15 protein-coding genes are annotated in these 16,327 nt (G+C 51.2%); 12 read left to right on the top strand and 3 right to left on the bottom strand.

Going from position 1 to position 16,327, the window contains the following annotated elements:
- Positions 1-6: 6 nt before the first annotated feature.
- Together ACTHUG_RS09530 and ACTHUG_RS09525 are read left to right on the top strand one after the other, a co-directional pair.
- Complete coding sequence (locus ACTHUG_RS09530) at positions 7-1,710, top strand: AMP-binding protein (RefSeq protein WP_440385802.1); 1,704 nt, start codon at positions 7-9, stop codon at positions 1,708-1,710.
- 36 nt (positions 1,711-1,746) lie between these two features.
- Complete coding sequence (locus tag ACTHUG_RS09525; protein ID WP_440385800.1) at positions 1,747-2,835, top strand: class I SAM-dependent methyltransferase; 1,089 nt, start codon at positions 1,747-1,749, stop codon at positions 2,833-2,835.
- 91 nt (positions 2,836-2,926) lie between these two features.
- On the opposite strand, the gene ACTHUG_RS09520 is transcribed toward ACTHUG_RS09525, so the two are convergent.
- The gene (locus ACTHUG_RS09520) at positions 2,927-3,583 is read right to left on the bottom strand and encodes a cytochrome b/b6 domain-containing protein (RefSeq protein WP_314511975.1); all 657 of its coding nucleotides are present in this window, start codon (positions 3,581-3,583) and stop codon (positions 2,927-2,929) included.
- A 53-nt stretch (positions 3,584-3,636) separates the two neighbouring features.
- Between ACTHUG_RS09520 and ACTHUG_RS09515 the strand changes: the two genes are divergently transcribed.
- Positions 3,637-4,518, top strand: coding sequence for an NAD(P)H-hydrate dehydratase (locus ACTHUG_RS09515; RefSeq protein WP_314511977.1), 882 nt, complete (start codon positions 3,637-3,639; stop codon positions 4,516-4,518).
- Between the two features lie 149 nt (positions 4,519-4,667).
- Complete coding sequence (locus ACTHUG_RS09510) at positions 4,668-5,615, top strand: bile acid:sodium symporter family protein (RefSeq protein WP_314511979.1); 948 nt, start codon at positions 4,668-4,670, stop codon at positions 5,613-5,615.
- 97 nt (positions 5,616-5,712) lie between these two features.
- On the opposite strand, the gene ACTHUG_RS09505 is transcribed toward ACTHUG_RS09510, so the two are convergent.
- Entirely contained in the window at positions 5,713-6,276 is a 564-nt protein-coding gene (locus ACTHUG_RS09505) for a YceI family protein (RefSeq protein ID WP_070585678.1), read from the bottom strand.
- 278 nt (positions 6,277-6,554) lie between these two features.
- Here ACTHUG_RS09505 and ilvD point away from each other — a divergent pair, with 278 nt between their 5' ends.
- From ilvD to ubiE, 7 genes are all read left to right on the top strand, one after another.
- The gene (ilvD, locus tag ACTHUG_RS09500) at positions 6,555-8,414 is read left to right on the top strand and encodes a dihydroxy-acid dehydratase (protein WP_003746398.1); all 1,860 of its coding nucleotides are present in this window, start codon (positions 6,555-6,557) and stop codon (positions 8,412-8,414) included.
- 69 nt (positions 8,415-8,483) lie between these two features.
- Positions 8,484-8,615, top strand: coding sequence for a hypothetical protein (locus ACTHUG_RS09495; RefSeq protein WP_256388404.1), 132 nt, complete (start codon positions 8,484-8,486; stop codon positions 8,613-8,615).
- 69 nt (positions 8,616-8,684) lie between these two features.
- Positions 8,685-9,974: a CAP domain-containing protein gene (locus ACTHUG_RS09490; RefSeq protein ID WP_314511982.1), complete on the top strand. Its 1,290-nt coding sequence runs from the start codon at positions 8,685-8,687 to the stop codon at positions 9,972-9,974.
- 76 nt (positions 9,975-10,050) lie between these two features.
- On the top strand, positions 10,051-10,284 hold the full coding sequence (locus ACTHUG_RS09485) for a cytochrome b6 (protein ID WP_314511984.1): 234 nt from the start codon (positions 10,051-10,053) through the stop codon (positions 10,282-10,284).
- A 1-nt stretch (position 10,285) separates the two neighbouring features.
- Entirely contained in the window at positions 10,286-10,717 is a 432-nt protein-coding gene (locus tag ACTHUG_RS09480) for a gamma-butyrobetaine hydroxylase-like domain-containing protein (protein ID WP_049344227.1), read from the top strand.
- A 120-nt stretch (positions 10,718-10,837) separates the two neighbouring features.
- Positions 10,838-11,101 carry a ribonuclease Z gene (locus ACTHUG_RS09475; protein ID WP_440345872.1) on the top strand — a complete coding sequence of 88 codons (264 nt, stop codon included), beginning with the start codon at positions 10,838-10,840 and terminating at the stop codon, positions 11,099-11,101.
- A gap of 29 nt (positions 11,102-11,130) precedes the next feature.
- Positions 11,131-11,868, top strand: a complete 738-nt coding sequence (gene ubiE, locus ACTHUG_RS09470; protein ID WP_004519946.1) for a bifunctional demethylmenaquinone methyltransferase/2-methoxy-6-polyprenyl-1,4-benzoquinol methylase UbiE — start codon at positions 11,131-11,133, stop codon at positions 11,866-11,868.
- A gap of 167 nt (positions 11,869-12,035) precedes the next feature.
- Here ubiE and ACTHUG_RS09465 read toward each other — a convergent pair whose 3' ends face one another.
- Positions 12,036-13,166 carry a polyamine ABC transporter substrate-binding protein gene (locus tag ACTHUG_RS09465; RefSeq protein ID WP_070504654.1) on the bottom strand — a complete coding sequence of 377 codons (1,131 nt, stop codon included), beginning with the start codon at positions 13,164-13,166 and terminating at the stop codon, positions 12,036-12,038.
- Between the two features lie 250 nt (positions 13,167-13,416).
- Here ACTHUG_RS09465 and alaS point away from each other — a divergent pair, with 250 nt between their 5' ends.
- Positions 13,417-16,311 (top strand): alanine--tRNA ligase, encoded by a 2,895-nt coding sequence (gene alaS / locus ACTHUG_RS09460; protein WP_440385799.1) that lies wholly within the window; start codon positions 13,417-13,419, stop codon positions 16,309-16,311.
- Positions 16,312-16,327: the final 16 nt, after the last annotated feature.

Genomic DNA, 16,327 nt, shown 5'->3' with positions numbered 1-16,327 from the left:
ACCATCATGCACCTAACCCGAATCCTATCCCCCGACCTACCTCAACACGACCTTATCGCCACCCATCCGAATTGGACGCGTGCTGATTTCAACCGTGCGGTTTTCCATCTGTCAGGCCGTCTGAAACAGGCAGGCGTGCAAACGGCCGCGTTGTGGTTTGACGATGCCGCGCTGTTTGCCTGTGCCGTGTTGGCAGTGTGGCATTCGGGCGGAAAGGTTTTATTGTTGCCCAATTTGGCGCAAGACAATTTGGAATGGGGAAAAACGGCAGAAGCGTTTTTAACGGATTCAACAGATAAAAAGCTGTCTTCAGACGGCCTGAACATCTGGCACTTGCCTGATGTATTGACTAAAACAGAATCGGAAGCGCTGCACACCTATCCTGAAAACCATCTGATTCCCGACGATGCTGAAGCATGGCTAAAAACATCAGGTTCCAGCGGCGAAGCGCAGATTATTGTGAAAACCGCCGCGCAAATGCAGGCAGAAGCCCTGACTTTGGCAAATACGCTGCCATTTGGGCAACACGGTGAAACCGTGGTCGGCAGCGTCATTCCGCAGCATCTTTACGGCTTCACATTCCGCTTTGCACTCGCGCTGACAATGGGTTGGACTATGGAGCGACAGCAGGCGGTTTATCCGGAAAACCTGCTTTCCAGCACGGCCGCACATGATAAAGTGGTTTGGATTGCCAGCCCGGCCGTACTCAACCGCTTGGGCGAAAACCGCAACTGGCAAAGTATCGGCCATAAAATTGCAGGCATTGTCTCGGCCGGCGGCGCATTGCCCGCAGCCACGGCGGATTTGCTGCAACAGGCTGCCGTCCGCCCGTTTGAAGTTTATGGCAGTACCGAAACCGGCGTGATTGCCTCACGTTGCGAACGCCAAGAATGGCAGCCTTTCGAAGGCGTGGAAATCGGGCAAAACGAAGAAGGCGCACTTTGGGCTTCTTCGCCTTGGTCGCCCGAACGCCGTCAAACAGCCGATTTGATCGAGCCGCAAGATGACGGTTTTCTGTTACTCGGTCGGCAAGACCGCATTATTAAATTTGAGGACAAACGCGTGTCGCTGACCCAAATCGAACACGAACTTTTACAACATCCTTGGATTGCCGACGCCCACTGCGGCCGTCATCCGCAACATCAACGCATTGCCATATGGTCGGCATTGAACGCAGACGGTATCGCCGCCTTGCGCGAGAAAGGCCGCGCTGCGGTCGCCGATACGCTCAAACACCATCTGGCCGCCACGCAGGACACCATCGCCCTGCCGCGTTACTGGCGTTTTACCGACAGCCTGCCGCGCAATGCCCAAGCCAAAATCGCTTCGGCGGATTTTCAGACGGCCTTTACCGTAGCCCAAACTTCGCCTGTTTGGTCGAAAACATCATCTGACGATGAAACCAATACCGAAACCTTCATCGGCCGCGTGCCTTTGGATTTGGTTTATTTCGGCGGCCATTTTGCCACCTTCCCGCTGGTTCCCGGTGTGGTCGAGCTGCAATGGGTGCGCAACCTGATCGCGCCCAAGCCATGGGGCAAACAGCGCATCATCCGCATCGAAAATCTAAAATATCAGCAGTTTATCCGTCCTCACGATGAAGTGTCGGTAGAGCTGAAATACGATGAAGGCAAAAACAAACTGAGCTTTAAAATCAACAACGGAGAGCATCCGTGTGCATCAGGACGGATTGTGTTTGAGGCCGTCTGAATATACCTATTAACTTTTTAGTGGAAAACCAACAATATGCAACTCTTCCCCGCCCTAGAACAACGCTACTCCCACGAACACCAGTCCGCAGGCGAGGCTCAACGTCTGGCTCAAGAAATCGCTTTTGCACCGATTGTGTTCCAAGTTTCCCGCCTGATGGTGAAATTTGGCATTTTGGATCTGCTGAACGACCATTCAGACGGCCTTACTCAAGCCGAAATCGCTGAAAAAGCAAAAATCAGCAACTACGCGGCACAAGTCCTGCTGGAAGCTTCGCTATCCATCGGCACTGTCTTGACTCGCGACAACCGCTATTTCATCAGCAAGGCCGGTTGGTTTGTCCTCAAAGACAAAATGGCCCGCGTCAATATGGATTTCACGCAAGAAATCTGCTACCAAGGCATGTTTGACTTGGAAAAAACCCTGCAAACGGGCAAGCCCGAAGGCCTGAAAGTATTCGGCGACTGGCCGACCATTTACGAAGGCTTGTCTTCATTACCAAGCATCGCGCAGGAAAAATGGTTTGCATTCGACCATTATTATTCCGACAATTCCTTCGCCGAAGCACTGAACACCGTGTTTGCCAAACCAGTTAAAAAACTGCTCGATGTCGGCGGCAATACCGGCCGCTGGGCGGAGCAATGCGTCAACCACAATGCCGAAGTCGAAGTCACCATCATGGATCTGCCGCAACAAATCGGCTTGATGCGCGAAGCGACCAAAGGCAAAAACGGCGCGGACCGTATCCACGCCCATCCGGCCAATCTGCTTGATCCTGTGATTCCGTTCCCGACCGGTTTTGACGCGATCTGGATGAGCCAATTCCTAGACTGTTTCACCGAAGAACAAGCCACCAGCATTCTTCAACGCGCCGCTGAGTCTATGAGCGAAAACACCAGCCTCTACATCATGGAGCCTTTCTGGGACAGGCAACGCTACGAAACCGCCGCCTACTGCCTGACCATGACCAGCCTGTATTTCACTGCCATGGCCAACGGCAACAGCAAAATCTTCCATTCTGAAGACCTGATCCGCTGCGTTGAAAAAGCCGGATTGAAAGTAGCGGAAATTTCAGACGGCATCGGCCGCGGCCATAGCATCTTGCGCTGCGTTAAGGCCGTCTGAACATCATCTTTTAAACCCTAAAAACAAACCGACCCCAACAGCCATTGCAGCTATCGGGGTCGGTTTCTTTTTAGGTAACAGCCTTAATGCATCAGCCGCGCAACATCCATACTGCGCACACTAACGCAATCACCACCGACAAAGCGGTAAACAGTTGTCCCATTCCGGCCAATTTAGGCTGCTTAGCATCAATGGTTTTAAAGCCGTTAATCATCGGCGTAATCAAATCCTGTTTTTTCACAAAGCGATACAGCAAAACAGTTGCGATATGTACGCCCGCCAAAACAGCCAAAATATTAAAGAAATTGACATGGATTTTTCGCGCCAACGTACCGGCGTGTTCGCTGACCAAATGATTTAAAAAGCCGGAATTGGTAAACGTATTTTCATCGGCGGCAAATAAACCTGTGGCCGTCTGAAAAACCAAGGCGGCCAATAAAGCGATGACCATCAGCGCGCCCAAAGGATTGTGGCCGACCAATTCGTCTTCAGACATCTGGCCTTGCGTGTAGCGGCGGATTTCGGAAAACGGACGCACAAATCGGCTGAATTTTGCCGTATCGCTGCCCCATATCCCCCAACACAAGCGGAAAACCATCAATGCCAGCATCAACAAGCCGCCGCGCAAGTGCCATACCAGCATATCGCCGCCTTGGGTTGCGCTGTACCACATAAATCCCATTAATAACACCAAGAGCCAATGGAACAGGCGTGTAGGTGCGTCCCAAACTTTTATTTTTTGCTTCATTACCTTTTACTTTCTGATTTAAAATTAAATTTCTTATCTTGGAAGGTTATGCCATGCAGTCCATCTACACGCTTCCCGAATCGCTTCAAACTTTTCAGACGGCCTTAGCATTTCCCGACATATTCCGCCCACGCGCCCAAGAGTCGCACAAAGGCACATACGGCACACTTGCCATTATCGGCGGTGCAACGGGAATGAGCGGTGCGGTGGTTTTAGCAGCCACAGCCGCCATGTATCAAGGATGCGGCAAGGTCTGGGCGGGTTTCAACCAAGCCACGCTGCCTTTTGCCATCATTCCCGAACGCCCTGAAATCATGCTCGCCACTGCGACCCAACTGATGGAGCGCAACGATGTCAGCGCACGGGTAATCGGCTGCGGATTCGGTTTGGACAGATTATCAGAGCAGCTACTGCTCCAAATCCTGTCGACACACCATGACCAGCCTTTATTGCTCGATGCAGATGCCTTGACACTGCTGGCCCGTTCTCCCGAATTGGCCGAACGCCTCAAATCGTACAAACATATCATCCTGACACCTCATCCGGCCGAAGCCGCCCGCCTACTCGGTACCGATACCCAATCAGTTCAAGCCGACAGACCCAAAGCCGTAACCGAAATCAGCCAAAAATATGGCGCGACTGTCGTATTGAAAGGCCATCATACATTGGTGGCCACGGCAGACGGCATAGTCTATACAAACACCAGCGGCAATGCCGGATTGGCTACCGCAGGCAGTGGCGATGTCTTGAGCGGCATTATTGGCAGCCTACTGGCACAAGGTATTCCGGCATTCCAGGCCGCCTGCGCCGGCGTATGGCTGCATGGTGCGGCGGCCGATGTCATCAAACACAGCGGCAAAATCGAAACCGGAATACTTGCCGGAGAAATTGCACCTGCCGCCCGATGGCTGCGCAATATTTTATCAAAAGAGTAATACTGTCTATATCATAAATACAAATTGCAGGCCGTCTGAAAATCAATCCTTATTTTCAGACGGCCTTATTTATTTTAAGCCATTTTGCAAATTAAGGTTAAGGCGTGTATCCTTGATTTCCATTAAAAACAACTTCACAACATATTATCATGAGTATCCTCAATAAAATCAGCAACTTTATTGGAAAAACATTTTCTCTTTGGGCGGCGTTCTTTGCCGGCATCGCTTTTTTCGCACCCGATACCTTCAAATGGGTCGGTCCTTACATTCCTTGGCTTCTGGGCATCATCATGTTCGGCATGGGCTTGACGCTCAAACCTTCCGACTTCGATATTTTGTTTAAACGCCCCAAAGCCGTCATCATCGGCGTGATTGCACAATTCGCCATCATGCCGGCAACCGCCTATCTGCTGGCCAAGCTGTTGAACCTGCCTGCCGAAATCGCAGTCGGTGTGATTTTGGTCGGCTGCTGCCCGGGCGGTACGGCTTCCAATGTAATGACTTATCTGGCGCGCGGCAATGTGGCTTTGTCGGTTGCCGTTACATCGGTTTCTACTCTGATTTCCCCATTGCTGACCCCCGCCATCTTCCTGATGCTTGCCGGTGAAATGCTGGAAATCCAAGCGGGCAGTATGTTGATGTCCATCGTCAAAATGGTTTTGTTCCCCATCGTTTTGGGCTTGATTGTCCATAAAGTCTTGGGCAACAAAACTGAAAAATTGACCGACGCGCTGCCACTGGTTTCCGTTGCCGCCATCGTGCTGATTATCGGCGCAGTCGTCGGTGCCAGCAAAGGCAAGATTATTGAAAGCGGCCTGCTGATTTTTGCCGTTGTCGTACTTCACAACGGCATCGGCTATCTGCTCGGCTTCTTTGCCGCTAAATGGACCGGCCTGCCTTATGATGCACAAAAAACGCTGGCCATCGAAGTCGGTATGCAAAACTCGGGCTTAGGCGCCGCGCTTGCCGCCGCACACTTTGCCGCCGCTCCGGTTGTTGCCGTTCCCAGCGCATTGTTCAGCGTGTGGCACAATATCTCCGGCTCACTCCTGGCAACTTATTGGGCAGCCAAAGCCGATAAAAATAAAGAATCCTAAACGTCTTTAATCATCAGGCCGTCTGAACAGGGATAAACGAAATCAACGATTTCTGCCTTACCTGTTTAGACGGCCTTTATTTTGAAATCAAGCAGGATTATTGTTTGGCTGCTTCGATTTGGATATTGATGTTTACTTTTTTGCTCATACCGGCACTCACTAAATAATCCAAGCCCCATTTGGTACGGTCGATGGTGGTGCTGAAGTCGCCGCCGCATACTTCTGCTTTTAACATCGGGCTTTGGTAGCAGTTGAATTTATCGGCTTTGAGTTTTACCGGCGCAGTTTTGCCGTTCATGGTCAGATTGCCGTCAACGGAAAGCAGTTTTTTGCCGTTGAAATTGAATTTGGTGGATACAAAACGGATTTCAGGGTATTTGTCTGCATTGAAAATATCGGCAGATTTCAAATGTTGGGTAAAGTGGTCAGAACCGGTTTGCAGTTTGGACAAAGGCAATACAATATCGATTGAGCCTTGGCGTTTGGCACGGTCAAATTCCAAATTACCGGTCAAACCATAAATACCGCCGACGTTGGTGCTGGTGTTGAAATGGTCGATGGCAAAGCGGGCATTGGCATGAAATTCGTCCACTTTATAAACAGCGGCAGACGCAGCAGAAGCCAACATGGCCGAACACAATGCAAACATGATTTTTTTCATCGTCTTATCCTTAAAAGTGTGAGAAGTTCCCTATCATATCACTTTTTGATGCCAACATCTTTTGTAACTGAGAAAGACAGCGTTTTATCCTAAGAAAACTTCAGGCCGTCTGAACGAGAGGACAGCAAATTCAGGTGAAGCAAATACAGTTTAGTTTTATTACAAAATAGCGTGCTTCATCGCTCGTAATTGGTATAAAATACCGAGTTATTTCTACAACGGGCCGCCAAACTACCAGCCTATTTCAGACGGCCTCAGCATAAAACAAAGGAACAAAAATGCCTGAATACCGCTCCAAAACCTCTACCCACGGCCGCAATATGGCAGGCGCGCGCGCATTGTGGCGTGCGACCGGCGTAATGGAAACCGACTTCGGCAAACCGATTATCGCCATTGCCAACTCCTTCACCCAATTCGTCCCAGGCCATGTGCACCTGCACAATATGGGCCAACTGGTTGCCCGTGAAATTGAAAAAGCCGGCGGCATTGCTAAAGAATTCAACACCATTGCCATTGATGACGGTATCGCCATGGGCCACAGCGGTATGCTCTACTCCCTGCCCAGCCGCGACCTGATTGCCGACTCCATCGAATACATGGTCAATGCCCACTGCGCCGACGCGCTGGTGTGCATTTCCAACTGCGACAAAATCACCCCGGGCATGCTGATTGCCGCCATGCGCCTGAACATTCCGACCATCTTCGTTTCCGGCGGCCCGATGGAAGCCGGTAAAGTTATCGGAGTTGCAAACATTCAACCCGAACGCCGCTTGGACTTGATTGATGCCATGATCGAATCGGCTGACGACAATATCAGCGACAAACAAGTCGAAGAAGTCGAACAAAACGCCTGCCCGACTTGCGGCTCTTGCTCCGGCATGTTTACCGCTAACTCCATGAACTGTCTGACCGAAGCACTCGGCCTTTCCCTGCCGGGCAACGGTTCATACTTGGCTACCCACGCAGGCCGCAAAGAATTGTTCCTCGAAGCCGGCCGCATGATTGTCGAAATCACCAAACGCTACTACGAGCAGGACGACGAAACCGTATTGCCGCGCAGCATTGCCACTAAAAAAGCGTTTGAAAACGCCATGACCATGGACATCGCCATGGGCGGCTCTACCAACACTATCCTGCATTTGCTCGCCGTTGCCAACGAAGCGGGCGTGGATTTCAAAATGGCAGACATCGACCGCTTAAGCCGCGTTGTACCTTGCATCTGCAAAACCGCGCCAAATAACCACGACTACTACATGGAAGACGTGCATCGAGCCGGCGGCATTTTCGCCATCCTGAAAGAACTGGACAAAGCAGGCAAACTGCACACCGACGTGTACACCATCCACGCGCCGACACTGAAAGACGCGATTGAAAAATGGGACGTGACCAACCCTGAAAACACCCATGCCATCGAGCGTTTCAAAGCGGCTCCAGGCGGCGTGCGCACTACTCAGGCGTTCTCGCAAAACCGTATGTGGAAAACCCTCGACCTCGACCGCGAAAAAGGCTGTATCCGCGATGTTGAACATGCCTACTCGCAAGACGGCGGCTTGGCAGTATTGTTCGGCAACATCGCAGAACGCGGTTGCGTAGTGAAAACCGCAGGCGTGGACGAGAGTATCCTCAAATTTACCGGTCGCGCCCGCGTATTTGAAAGCCAAGAAGACGCAGTAGAAGGCATTTTGGGCAATCAAATTGTGGCTGGCGATATCGTCATCATCCGCTACGAAGGCCCTAAAGGCGGCCCGGGCATGCAAGAAATGCTGTACCCGACTTCTTACCTGAAATCCAAAGGTTTGGGCAAAGCCTGCGCCCTGCTGACCGACGGCCGCTTCTCTGGCGGTACTTCCGGCCTGTCCATCGGCCATGCTTCGCCTGAAGCGGCAGAAGGCGGCGCAATCGGTTTGGTACACGAAGGTGACACCATCGAAATCGACATTCCAAACCGCAGCATCCACCTTGTCATTTCCGATGAAGAGCTTGCCGCACGCCGTGCCGAAATGGAAGCACGCGGCAGCAAAGCTTGGAAACCGGAAAACCGCGACCGCTACGTCTCCGCAGCCCTGCGTGCCTACGGCGCGATGGCGACTTCCGCCGACAAAGGCGCAGTACGCGACGTATCGCAAATCGAACGTTAATTAACCTGACTTTAAGGCCGTCTGAACGCTTTCAAGTGTTTCAGACGGCCTTCATTCAAACGGACACATATGGACAAATTCATTTTAGCGATGATCGGCATGGCCATTGCCCTCTTGATTATTATTGGCGGCGGATTTATCGCTGTCGAATATTTCAAATCCCATCCTGAAGCATTCCAAGTCAAGCCGCTATCAAAATAATCATTTAACAGCATGAGTTTCAAGGGGAAACATCTACATACTCAAGGCCGTCTGAACGCAGTACATATAATGAAACACATTCTTTACTGGCTGGGTGGTTTTGCCATCGCCCTCGGCATATTCCAATACTACGAAACCCATCGCTATTCCGAAGACCAGCTTATCTACGCCCAACCGCCGCAAAATCGTACTGCCGTTGCCGATTTTGATGCCTTGGCGTATTTAAACTTCCTCCGCTCCTCAGCCAATCTGCCCGCACTGGCGCACTCAGCCACACTCGAACGCGCCGCGCGCAATCATGCCCGCTATCTGCTGCAAAACCCTGACGACGGACATGACGAAAAAAATACACGCAATCCCTTTTATACAGGTCCACGCCCATCAGACCGCACGCGCAAAGCCGGTTATGCCTATAAAGGCGTGCACGAAAACGTCAGCACCGGCCAGCATCCGCCAAACGAAAAAATCAACGACCATCTACCTGCCCAACATCAACTGGACAATCTGATGACGGCGATTTACCACCGTCTCTCCCTACTCGATCAAAATATCGACGAGGCCGGAGCGGCGTTTGAATCACAAGGCAAACAAATCGCGCTGAGCATCAATCAGGGCGACAGCAGATTCAACAGCCTCTGCCAAAAAAACCGCCCCCTCTCTGACCTCAGCCGCTCGTTTTATCAAGATGCCTGCCATGGTCATGCCATTGTTTATGCGGATGAAATCTCCAACCGCAAATTCCAGCCTTACATCACCTATCCGCAAGGCAACTTCGCTTCGCCGGTTTTCCATGGCGAACGTCCCGACCCTATGCCGCATTATGAAATGACCGGCAATCCTGTCAGCATCGCGTTCTCAGAACAATCGCCTCCGGTCAAAATGCGCTCGTTCAAACTGTATCAGGACACAAAAGAAATCAGAGACGTCAAAATCTTAGATAAAGATAATGACCCAAACCGCCTCCTGACCGAACGCCAATTTGCGCTGTTTCCTTTACAGCCATTGGAATACGACACCGACTACCGTGCCGTATTTGAATACCGTCAAAACGGAAAAAACAGAACAGCTGAATGGACATTCAGCACGCAAAAACCCGATTATCCTTACTTCATCGTCAAAGGCGGCGAAACGCTGGCCATCGAATCCGGACAAAAATATTTTATCCATTGGCAGAATTTTTGGTGCTTGAAGCAATGCGAACGCTACAACTACCGCATGAACCGCGACACCCAAATCGACATTATCGAACGACAGGCCGGTGGTATTATTATTCGTGTCAACGGAAGCAAAGGCAGCAGCATCCGCTTAATGCCCGAAGGCGAAGACAGGCGCGCCATTACACTTTATTTATGGAAATAAAGCCGTTTTCAGACGGCATGAAGCACCAAAAAGCTGATAAAATACCGCCTCACCCCCCTACGGCAAGCTATCCAATATGACCAAACATCCTCAAACAGCAGCCAATACCCGCTATGCCTTTGCCAGCATTGCCACCATGTTGGCCGCGTTTTTACTGTTCGTTGCCGTCATGTTGCTGCCTTTGGGGCTGACGGCGGGCACGCAAGTAAGCCTGATACGGCTTTCACTCTACGCAATCGTGCTGTTTGCTGTACTTGGCGGTATTTTTTCTGTACGCGTTGCCTATTTGCGTAAAAAGAACGGAGCATGACATGACCCAAGCCGATAAAATTCCACAAGAAATCCGCCTCCAGCAAGAGCGACGCGTACTAACTTTGGTCTATGTTGACGGTGCCAAGAGCCTTCCTGCCGAATACCTGCGCGTGTACTCGCCCAGCGCGGAAGTGCGCGGACACGGTGCCGGTCAAGATGTATTGCAAACAGGCAAAGCCGAAGTCAGCATTACCGATTTAGATCCCGTCGGTCAATACGCCTTGAAAATTACTTTTTCAGACGGCCACGACAGCGGCCTTTACGATTGGGACTATCTCTACCGACTGGCGCACAATCAAGACGCGCTTTGGCAAGACTATCTCGACCGCCTCGAGAAAGCAGGCGCGTCTAGAACGCCAAGTGCCGAAGATTTGAAACCCAAACGCACACATTCCTGCGGTAGCGGAGGTTGCGGCGGAAAGGCCGTCTGAAAAAAGGCGAGACTGTAGCATTCAACGACGGCAGAATTATTGACGGCAAAGCGTTCCTCCCCGCCTAAAAAAGGATGAGTAGCGGCTATCTTCGGCAATACCAAAGCCTGTCCGCAGGCAGTGCGCGCCGCACAAAACGCAGACATTTTGGTGCATGAAGCAACCTTTGCGGCAGGCGATGAAGAGACAGCGGAACGAGTGTTCCATTCGACCGTATCCGATGCCGCCAAGCTGGCTTTGCAAGCCAATGTGAAACAACTTTACCTGACCCACATCAGCGCACGTTATACCGAAGAAAAACAACGCCTGATGCTGGAGCGGCAGGCACAAACTATATTTCCCGCGTCGAAAGTGGTTGGCGATTTCGACGTATTCGATACCTGAATCCGTATTATTTTAAGAAGGCAGACACTATGAGCGACCACAAAACCCATTTCGGCTTCTCTACCGTTGACGAAGACGAAAAAGCAGGCAAAGTTGCCGAAGTCTTCCACTCCGTGGCAAAAAACTACGACATTATGAATGACGTAATGTCCGGCGGTCTGCACCGCGTTTGGAAACATTTCACCATCAATACCGCCCGCCTGAAAAAAGGCGACAAAGTATTGGATATCGCCGGCGGTACTGGCGATTTGTCCCGAGGCTGGGCGAAACGTGTGGGTAAAGAAGGCGAAGTTTGGCTGACAGACATCAATTCCTCCATGCTGACGGTCGGCCGCGACCGCTTGCTCAACGAAGGCATGATTCTGCCCGTATCGTTGGCAGACGCTGAAAAATTGCCGTTCCCCGACAACTATTTCAATCTGGTTTCCGTCGCATTCGGTCTGCGCAACATGACACACAAAGATGCCGCGCTGAAAGAAATGTACCGCGTATTGAAACCGGGCGGCACCCTGCTGGTATTGGAATTTTCCAAAGTGTACAAACCTTTGGAAGGCGTGTACGACCTCTACTCGTTCAAACTATTGCCGATTATGGGCAAACTGATTGCCAAAGATGCCGACAGCTACCAATACCTCGCCGAATCCATCCGTATGCACCCCGACCAAGAAACCTTGAAGCAAATGATGCTGGATGCAGGCTTCGACAGCGTGGATTACCACAACATGAGCGCAGGTATCGTCGCCCTGCATAAAGGCGTGAAATTCTAAGGCCGTCTGAAGCAAACACAAAGGGCGTGATTGATAAACACGCCCTTTGTTTTTTAAACCTTACCCAAGCCAATCTGATACAAACCAAAGGCCGTCTGAACAGCCGTAAAACGAAATCAAGGATTTCGGTTACACCATTCAGACGGCCTTAATATGTTCAAATCAGCTTATGTCCCTGCTTTCACGCTTTGCCATTGACGGACCATAAATTTCAATGCCGCCGGTTGGATAGGCACCATGATAAAGCTGTTTTTCAAATCCTCGTCAGTCGGGAAAATCGTATTGTCGTTTCTAAACTCTTCATCCATCAGCTCTTGAGCAGGTTTGCTGGACGGCGCATAAGTAACAAAATTGCCGTTTTTCGCCGCAACTTCAGGATCTAAGAAATCATTGATATACGCATGGGCATTGGCCACATGTTTGGCATCTTTCGGAATCACAAACGAATCCACCCAAATCCCCACGCCTTCTTTCGGCATCATCACACGGATTTTTTCCTTGCCGCCCGCTTCTTCGGCACGACGTTTGGCAATGTTCAAATCGCCGCCAAAACCAATCGTTACGCAAGTATCGCCGCGCGCCAAATCATCGATAAAACCGGACGAGGTAAAACGCTTGATGTATGGACGGTTTTTCTTCAAAACTTCCGTAGCCGCCTTAATATCCGCCGTTTCGCTGCTGTTTGGATTTTTACCCATATAGTTCAATACCATAGGATAAATTTCCGCCGCGCTGTCCAAATAGCTGATGCCGCATTGCTTGAGTTTGGACGTGTATTCGGGGTTAAACACCAAATCCCATTGATTGTCCGGCAGCTGATCCGTGCCCAAAGCCTTTTTCACACGCTCGGTATTGATGGCGAAAGTATTAGTCCCCCAATAAAATGGAACGGCGTATTCGTGATTCGGATCAACGCCTTCCATCAACTTCATCAACTGAGGATTCAAGTTTTTATAGTTGGGAATCAATGATTTGTCGATTTTCTGATACGCACCTGCCTTAATCTGCCTACCGACAAACGCATTGGAAGGACCTACGATGTCGTAACCCGACTTACCGGTCAACACCTTGCTCTCCAGCGTTTCATCGCTGTCATATACATCGTAAGTTACTGCGATACCGTGTTTTTTCTCAAACGCGGCAACCGTCTCGGGATCGACATATTCCGACCAGTTGTAAATGCTCAATACCTTTTGATTATCGGTTTGAGCCGCCTTGTCGGCAGAAGTTTTGTCCGAGCCGCCGCAGCCGGCCAGTGCCAGCGCAGTCAGTACGATGAGGGGCAGATGTTTGGTCATTATCATTCCTTGCGTATCCGGTTGAAAATAGAGAGGCATTATAAAGCAGGCAAGCCCGAGCGGATAGGCTTCATTGTTAAAAGATATCGCCCCGCTTGAGGCCGTCTGAAAGATAGGTTGCAGTCAACTTAAAACCTTTCTGCCGATAGCTTGAAATATGGTTTTGCGGTAAGATAACGCCCATTCGTTTTTAATCGCAACGCGCCGTCCGGGCCGTCTAAAATCCTTGTAAAAAATTTATCGAGACATTATGAAAACCACCGAACTACGCCAAAAATTCTTAAAATTCTTTGAATCTAAAGGCCACACCATCGTCCGCTCCTCCTCGCTCGTGCCACACGACGACCCAACCCTGCTGTTTACCAACGCAGGTATGAACCAATTTAAAGACGTATTCCTCGGCTTTGACAAACGCCCCTACAACCGCGCCACTACCGCGCAAAAATGCGTACGTGCAGGCGGCAAACACAACGACTTGGAAAACGTAGGCTACACCGCCCGTCACCACACCTTCTTTGAAATGATGGGCAACTTCTCCTTCGGCGACTACTTCAAACGCGATGCCATCCACTTCGCTTGGGAATTCCTGACTTCCCCCGAATGGTTGAACATCCCTAAAGACAAACTGTTGGCAACCGTTTACGCAGAAGACGACGAAGCCTACAACATCTGGTTGAACGAAATCGGTATGCCTGCCGAACGCATCGTCCGCATCGGCGACAACAAAGGTGCGAAATACGCATCCGACAACTTCTGGCAAATGGGCGACACCGGCCCTTGCGGCCCTTGCTCCGAAATTTTCTACGACCACGGCGAAGAAATCTGGGGCGGCATTCCGGGCAGCCCTGAAGAAGACGGCGACCGCTGGATTGAAATTTGGAACTGCGTATTTATGCAGTTCAACCGCGACGAACAAGGCAATATGAATCCACTGCCTAAGCCTTCCGTCGATACCGGCATGGGCTTGGAGCGCATGGCCGCCGTCATGCAGCATGTTCACAGCAACTACGAAATCGACTTGTTCCAAGACCTGCTCAAAGCCGTTGCCCGCGAAACCGGCGCAGCTTTCAGCATGGAAGAACCCAGCCTGAAAGTCATCGCCGACCACATCCGCTCCTGCTCCTTCCTGATTGCAGACGGTGTCTTGCCTTCCAACGAAGGCCGCGGCTACGTATTGCGCCGCATCATCCGCCGCGCCGTGCGCCACGGTTACAAACTAGGCCAGAAACAGGCGTTTTTCTACAAACTCGTGCCCGATTTGGTGAAAGAAATGGGCGCCGCGTATCCTGAGTTGAAAGAGAAACAGACACAGATTATGGAAGCCTTGCGCGCGGAAGAAAGCCGCTTCGGCGAAACGCTGGAAAAAGGCATGGGCTTGTTCAACCAAGTGCTCAACGGCATGAAATTCCTGAAACTGGAAAGCTTGTTGCCGCAAGACGGTGTAGGCAAACCTCTGACATTGAAAACCGCAGATGGTGTGGAATTTACCGCCGCTTCCCGTGTTGCTCCGAGCAAAAAGCAAATCGTTATCCGTCCTCGAGTTTCAGGCAGCCTGAACGAAGGCATGTATATCGATTTGCAGGCTGCTTTGGAAACCGCCCATATTCCCGACGCGAAAAAACCGTTTGCCGAAGCCTTGAATACCTACTTGATGGACAACATCGCCAACAGCAAACTCGTTATCGGCGGCGAACACATCTTCAAACTCTACGACACCTACGGTTTCCCCTACGACCTAACCGCCGACATGGCGCGCGAACTGGGCATCGAACTGGACGAAGCAGGCTTCGAGCGTGAGATGGAAGCCCAACGCACACGCGCACGCGCCGCACAAAGCTTCAAAGCCAACGCTCAACTGCCTTACGAAGGTCAGGACACCGAGTTTAAAGGTTATAGCGAACGCCAAACCGAATCCAAAGTCCTCGCCCTCTACAAAAACGGCGAGCAAGTCAACGAATTGAACGAAGGCGACGAAGGTGCCGTCGTTATCGACTTTACCCCGTTCTATGCAGAATCCGGCGGCCAAGTCGGCGACGTCGGCTATATCTTCGCAGGCGAAAACCGCTTTGAAGTACGCGATACCCAAAAAATCAAAGCGGCCGTATTCGGCCAATTCGGCGTACAGACTTCAGGCCGTCTGAAAGTCGGCGACAGCGTTACCGCCAAAGTGGATGACGAAATCCGCAATGCCAATATGCGCAACCACAGCGCGACCCACTTGATGCACAAAGCCCTGCGCGACGTATTGGGCGAACACGTTGAACAAAAAGGCTCTTTGGTTACCGCCGAATCCACCCGTTTCGACATTTCCCATCCTCAAGCGGTCACTGCCGAAGAAATCACCGAAGTAGAACGCCGCGTCAACGAAGCCATTTTGGCCAACGTTGCCGTCAACGCAGCCATTATGAGCATGGAAGATGCCCAAAAAACCGGCGCCATGATGCTCTTCGGCGAAAAATACGGCGACGAAGTACGCGTACTGCAAATGGGCGGTTTCTCTACCGAATTGTGCGGCGGTACACACGTTTCACGCACCGGCGACATCGGCCTCTTCAAAATCATTAGCGAAGGCGGTATTGCCGCAGGCGTACGCCGTATCGAAGCCATCACCGGCCTGAACGCACTCAAATGGGCGCAAGAACAAGAGCGTTTGGTGAAAGACATTATTGCCGAAACCAAAGCCCAAACCGAAAAAGACGTACTGGCGAAAATCCAAGCAGGCGCGGCACACGCCAAAGCATTGGAAAAAGAATTGGCACGCGCCAAAGCCGAACTCGCCGTCCACGCAGGCGCCAAACTCTTGGACGATGCAAAAGACTTGGGTTCAGCCAAACTCGTTGCCGCACAAATCGAAGCAGATGCCGCAGCCCTGCGCGAAATCGTGACCGACTTGACCGGCAAATCAGAACAAGCCATCGTATTGCTCGCCGCAGTCAACGACGGCAAAGTCTCCCTGTGCGCAGGTGTATCCAAACCGTTGACTGGCAAAGTCAAAGCAGGCGATCTGGTTAAATTTGCAGCCGAACAAGTCGGCGGCAAAGGCGGCGGCCGACCGGATTTGGCACAGGCGGGGGGGGCGGATGTTTCCCAAGTCGGCGCGATGCTGAATTCAGCAGAAGGCTGGGTTAGAGAGAAGTTAGCTTAATTCTTTGATTAAATAA

Source organism: Neisseria sp. P0022.S009, assembly GCF_051956675.1.
Classification (GTDB): Bacteria; Pseudomonadota; Gammaproteobacteria; order Burkholderiales; family Neisseriaceae; genus Neisseria.
This window is presented reverse-complemented; position numbering and strand designations above follow the sequence as displayed.